This window comes from Neisseria sp. P0022.S010 (genome assembly GCF_051956635.1).
Genome location: NZ_JBQCXF010000187.1, coordinates 1 through 5,516 on the forward strand (window position 1 = coordinate 1; position 5,516 = coordinate 5,516).

The following is a 5,516-nucleotide window of genomic DNA, read 5'->3' on the forward strand; positions in this document are numbered from 1 at the left end:
CACTACAAACGTACCTTACCGCACCCATAAAATCCATCCTTTTTTGTTGCAAAATCGCACTCTAAATTAAATATATTTTTAAATTCAAAATGTTATAAATCTATCTTTTTCACAACCCAAATCTTTACTTAGTCAAAATCAATACCTTTGATAGCTTCTTTTAAAGAAACCACACGCTTCTAGCGCATATCCGACCATAAAATGCGCTGCAAATATATGATATAGTGAAATATTCTGCGTATTGACTATTTCCAGCATGAACAACACCCTAATTCTGACCGGCGTGGCCGCATTTTTTATCGGCGCGCTGTTTGCTTGGCTGATAACACGCTACCAAGCCCAAAGCCGACACTTTATTGTTTTGCAAGAATTGGCCGAAAGCCGCCGCCTACATGAGTTTGCCGAACAGGTGCAGGCTCAAACTGCGGCGGATTTGGCGCAAAGCCGCCATACCGTGCAGGAATTGCAAGACGAATTGCAGGAGACGGGCAACCGCTTTGCCGCAGCCGAAAAACAGATTGCCTATCTGCAAGATTGCGAGGCCGAAGCCGAAGCTTTAAAACACGAATGTGCAAAATGGCAGCAAAGCGCGCAAAACCTGCAAATCAACAATGAGCGATTAAACACGCAGCTGGTTCAAGAACAGGCCTTGAGTGTGGATAAAAATACGCTTTTGCAACAACAAGAAACGGAAAAAGGCCGTCTGAAACAAGACTACGACACGCTGTTGGAGCAAAACCATGCGCTGCAAGTCCAAAACGAACGCCTCTCCACACAACTAACGCAAGAAAAAGCCAATATCGACGACAAAAACAGCCTTTTACAGCAACAGGAAGCCGAAAAAGGCCGTCTGAAACAAGAATACGACACGCTGTTAGAGCAAAATCACGCGCTTCAAGTCCAAAACGAGCGCCTCAACACCCAATCGGAAAAAGACCGTCAGGCTGCCGAAGAAAAACTGGCCCTGCTGGCAGATGCGCGTAAAAACCTGAGCGACCAGTTCCAAAACCTCGCCAACACAATTTTGGAAGAGAAAAGCCGCCGCTTTACCGAACAAAACCACGACCATCTCCAGCAACTGCTCAATCCGCTCAACGAACGCATACACGGCTTCAGCGAGCTGGTTCAGCAGACTTATGAAAAAGAAGCCAAAGAACGCCTGACCATCGAAAACGAGCTCAAACGCCTGCAAACGCTCAACACCCAGCTCCACCACGATGCCAAAGCGCTGACCACCGCGCTGACCGGCACGCAAAACAAAACCCAAGGCAACTGGGGCGAGATGATTTTGGAAAGCGTATTGGAAAATTCCGGCCTGCAAAAAGGCCGCGAATACATCGTCCAAGCTTCCAGCGTCCGCCACGAAGCAGACGGCACCCAACGCCGCCTCCAGCCCGACGTCCTCATCAATCTGCCCGACAACAAACAAATCGTCATCGACTCCAAAGTATCGCTGACCGCCTACGTCCGCTATACGCAAAGCACCGGCGCAGAAGCAGAACGCGAGCTTGCCAACCACGTCGCCAGTATCCGCGCCCACATCAAAAGCTTGGCCGCGAAGGATTACACCGACCTTGAGGGCGTCAAAACGCTGGACTTCGTCTTTATGTTCGTCCCTGTCGAACCGGCCTACCTCCTCGCCCTGCAACACGATCCGAACCTCTTCCAAGAGTGTTTCGACAAACGCATCATGCTGACCGGCCCCAGCACCCTGCTCGCCACCCTGCGCACCGTTGCCAACATCTGGCGCAACGAGCAGCAAAACCAAAACGCGCTGGCGATTGCCGAGGCAGGCAGCAAACTCTATGACAAATTTGTCGGCTTTGTCGAAAGCATGGACGGCATCAATAAAGCGCTCGGTCAGGCACAATCCCAGTTTCAGACGGCCTATGGCCGCTTGGTTTCCGGCAGGGGCAACCTCATTAGCAGCACCGAAAAACTGCGCAAATTGGGCATCAAAGCCGGTAAACAGCTGCAACGCGATTTATTAGAAAAAGCCATGTCGGAAAACGAAGACCACGCTGCCTTACCGACCGCACAAGACCAAGAAAATGACTGATAAAACTTAAGACATTGCAAATAAAGGGAATTTAACAATGAGCAACATCACCATCGTCCTTGCCGCCGATACCGGCTATGCCGAGCAGGTTCATACACTGATGAAGTCCGTCTGTACCCACAACACAAATGTCGATTTCTACCTCATGCACAATACCTTCAGGCGGGAATGGATCGACTATACCAACCAAAAGCTCGCAGCCAGCGGCAGCCGTCTGAATGATGTCAAAATCGAGATGGACTTCAGCCAATATCGCCGCTTGTCCCATATTTCGGATGCTGCATTTTTCCGCCTGATGATGCAGCACCTGCCTGTCGACCGCGCCCTGTATCTCGACAGCGATATGGTGGTGACCCAATCCCTGCATGATTTGTTCAACCTCGATATGCGCGGTTATCCCGTTGCGGCGGTACAAGATTCCGTTTTGGCGCGCATCGAGTGGAAACACCCTATCGACCTGCACACCACACCCTATTTCAATTCAGGCATGTTGCTGGCCGACTTGGTGCAATGGCGGGAACACAATATCGCGGAGTAACTACTAAAAACCGCCGCCTGTCTCAACGAAGCCGTACCCTATGGCGACCAATGTTTCTTAAATACCGTCTTCCGAAACAGCTGGCTGGAATTGAACGAGTCTTGGAACTTCCAAACCGGCGCAGTCGAATATTTCCAAAAACTAAACCTCGGCGAAGTATTCCCCAAACCCGACACTGTTCCACCCGTTATCCACTACACCACACGCGCCAAACCGTGGTTGTGCGATTACAGCGAGATTCCTTTTATCGAAGTCTATTGGCAATACTATTGCGCCGACTGGCCGAAAGCGTAATTTCAGGCAAGGATTTCCGTTCCCTTCAATTATCTTTAAACAACCCATCATCAAAAACAAAAGGCCGTCTGAAATTGTTTCAGACGGCCTTTAAGCCATAAAAAAACAGGCAGAACATTCTGCCTGTTTTGTATTCAAACCCGACCGTAAAGCAGGCTTTGCCCCCCACCCTCAGTCGGCGTTCGTTATCCGATTAGATACCGCGCAACAATTCGTTCACGCTGGTTTTCGCACGGGTTTGCGCGTCCACGCGTTTGACGATAACCGCGCAGTAGAGGCTGTGGCTGCCGTCTTTGGAAGGCATACTGCCGGATACGACAACCGAACCAGCCGGTACGCGGCCTTGATAGATTTCGCCGGTAGTACGGTCAAAGATTTTGGTGGATTGACCGATGAACACACCCATAGAAATCACACTACCTTCTTCGACAATCACGCCCTCAACGATTTCAGAACGCGCACCAATGAAGCAGTTGTCTTCAATAATGGTCGGGCTGGCTTGCAGAGGCTCGAGTACGCCGCCGATGCCGACGCCGCCGCTCAAGTGCACGTTTTTACCGATTTGCGCGCAAGAGCCGACAGTCGCCCAAGTATCGACCATCGCACCTTCGTCAACGTATGCGCCGATATTGACATAAGAAGGCATCAACACAACATTTTTCGCCACAAAACTGCCGCGGCGGGCAACGGCACCCGGAACTGCGCGGAAACCTGCGCTGCGGAATTCGTCTTCAGACCAATCGGCAAATTTAGTCGGCACTTTGTCGAAGTATTTGTTCACACCGTCGTTGAGGATTTCATTGTCCTGAATGCGGAAAGACAGCAATACGGCTTTTTTCGCCCATTCGTTGACTTTCCATTCGCCCACACCCAAACGCTCGGCAACGCGCAGTTTGCCGGAGTCGAGTTGGCGGATGGTTTCCAAAACCGCTTCACGCACTTCGGGGGTAACGGTATTCGGATTGATTTCGGCACGGTTTTCAAAAGCCGTTTCAATGATGTTTTGCAAAGACATGTTGATTCCTTCAAGAGATCAGGGCCGTCTGAAACCTATTCAGGCCACCCTATTACAAATATTTAACTCGTTATTTTGCCATGTAAAAGCGATTTCGTCAGCTATTAACATGATTAGCGCCGAGCGTTACACGACGGGATTTTGGTTAAGCCAAGATTTTCAGACGGCCTGTTCAAGAGAGTTGAATCGTATTTATTTTCCAACCGGTTTCCCAATCACAATATGCAGACCGTCGATTCTGACGACACCCCGTGTCTATAAATCAATCTTCGCCGCCAATCTTTTGCAGAAGATTTTCAGCCACCACGCGGCATTCGATATTCCGCTTTAACGGTTTCGCGTTCAAATCCTGCAAGGCCGTCTGAAAGTCGGCAAAATCCATCAACTGCGAACCGAAACGGCGCATATGTTCGGTATCCTGCTGACAGTCTATCAGTGCAACGCCCAAATCCGCCAGAAACGGGACGGCGCGGGCAAACGCAATCTTTGACGCATCGGGACGCAAGGCAAACATCGACTCGCCATAAAACACGCAGCCGATTTGCACGCCGTAAAACCCGCCTGCCAACTGCATTTCGCCTTGTTCATCCGGCAGCCAACATTCAAACGAATGCGCATGCCCCTGATGATGCAGCTTCAAATAGGCCGTCTGAAACGCAGGTTCTATCCACGTTCCGTCCTGTTCCGGACGCGGCACATTGGCGCAATGGGCAATCACTTTTTCAAAACAGCGGTTGACCGTTACCCGATACGGCTTGTGGCGCAAAGTTTTGGCGAGCGATCGGCCGATATGCAGGTTTTCCGGCACAATCACGGCTCGCGGCGCAACCGCATACCAGAAAAACCAACCATCGCGGCTAAACCACGGAAAAATCCCCTGTCCATACGCCGACAACAGCCGCCCCGTATCCAAATCACCACTGACGCCGACCAAGCCGTCGCATTCTGCCAAAGCGTAAGACGGGTCGAGAAAACGATAATCCCGTGGCGCAAGAAAAGGAATCTTCATCGCAAAGCCCATAAAGTTTCAGATGGCCTCAAGCTGAAAATGCCCAAGGCCGTCTGAAAAATCAACATACAAACTGCTTAACGTTTGGTTTTGGTTTGGCATTCGCCGCATACGCCGTACATATACAGCGCGTGATCGACGATGCGGTAGCCGTTTTCTTCGGCAATTTTGTCTTGCAGCGCTTCGATTTCCGGATTGTGGAATTCGGTTACTTCGCCACATTTCACGCAAACGATGTGGTCGTGGTGATCGCCTTTGTCCAATTCGTAAACCGCTTTGCCGGTTTCAAAATGGTGGCGTTGCAAAATGCCGGCCTGTTCAAACTGGGTCAGCACACGGTAAATCGTCGCCACGCCGATTTCCACACCCTCTTCCAACAGGATACGGTACACATCTTCCGCACTCAAATGCTCTTCGGCATGAGTCTCGAACAAGTCCAAAATTTTCAAACGTGGACCCGTAACTTTCAAACCGCTGTCTTTCAATTGCGCAATGTTGCTGAATTTTTCCATAATATTCAATATCCCTGTAAGGTAATAACCGTTATAATACGCACTTTCCGCCCGTTTGCCCACTATTGGGCCGTTAAAGGGCGGCAATC

The 5,516-nt window shown here is 50.3% G+C and carries 4 protein-coding genes and 1 pseudogene; 2 read left to right on the plus strand and 3 right to left on the minus strand.

Features of this window, described 5'->3' with window-relative positions; all coding sequences use genetic code 11:
• Positions 1-256 precede the first annotated feature (256 nt).
• Both rmuC and ACTHUT_RS13310 read left to right on the plus strand, forming a co-directional pair.
• A complete protein-coding gene (rmuC, locus tag ACTHUT_RS13305; RefSeq protein ID WP_250599503.1) occupies positions 257-2,059 on the plus strand; it encodes a DNA recombination protein RmuC in 1,803 nt (600 codons plus the stop codon).
• A 37-nt stretch (positions 2,060-2,096) separates the two neighbouring features.
• A pseudogene (locus ACTHUT_RS13310) lies at positions 2,097-2,891 on the plus strand (glycosyltransferase family 8 protein).
• A 193-nt stretch (positions 2,892-3,084) separates the two neighbouring features.
• On the opposite strand, the gene dapD reads toward ACTHUT_RS13310, so the two are convergent.
• The 3 genes from dapD to fur all read right to left on the minus strand — a co-directional run bounded on the left by dapD (position 3,085) and on the right by fur (position 5,490).
• Positions 3,085-3,906: a 2,3,4,5-tetrahydropyridine-2,6-dicarboxylate N-succinyltransferase gene (gene dapD, locus ACTHUT_RS13315; protein WP_003684212.1), complete on the minus strand. Its 822-nt coding sequence runs from the start codon at positions 3,904-3,906 to the stop codon at positions 3,085-3,087.
• Between the two features lie 262 nt (positions 3,907-4,168).
• On the minus strand, positions 4,169-4,915 hold the full coding sequence (gene aat / locus ACTHUT_RS13320; RefSeq protein ID WP_250599501.1) for a leucyl/phenylalanyl-tRNA--protein transferase: 747 nt from the start codon (positions 4,913-4,915) through the stop codon (positions 4,169-4,171).
• Positions 4,916-4,992: 77 nt separating this feature from the next.
• A complete protein-coding gene (gene fur, locus ACTHUT_RS13325) occupies positions 4,993-5,490 on the minus strand; it encodes a ferric iron uptake transcriptional regulator (RefSeq protein WP_003682812.1) in 498 nt (165 codons plus the stop codon).
• Between the last annotated feature and the right edge of the window lie 26 nt (positions 5,491-5,516).

Excerpts from the sequence above, each read along its gene's own strand:
- aat (WP_250599501.1), bottom strand. The coding sequence starts at position 4,915 with ATGAAGATTCCTTTTCTTGCGCCACGGGATTATCGTTTTCTCGACCCG.
- rmuC (WP_250599503.1), top strand. The coding sequence starts at position 257 with ATGAACAACACCCTAATTCTGACCGGCGTGGCCGCATTTTTTATCGGC.
- dapD (WP_003684212.1), bottom strand. The coding sequence starts at position 3,906 with ATGTCTTTGCAAAACATCATTGAAACGGCTTTTGAAAACCGTGCCGAA.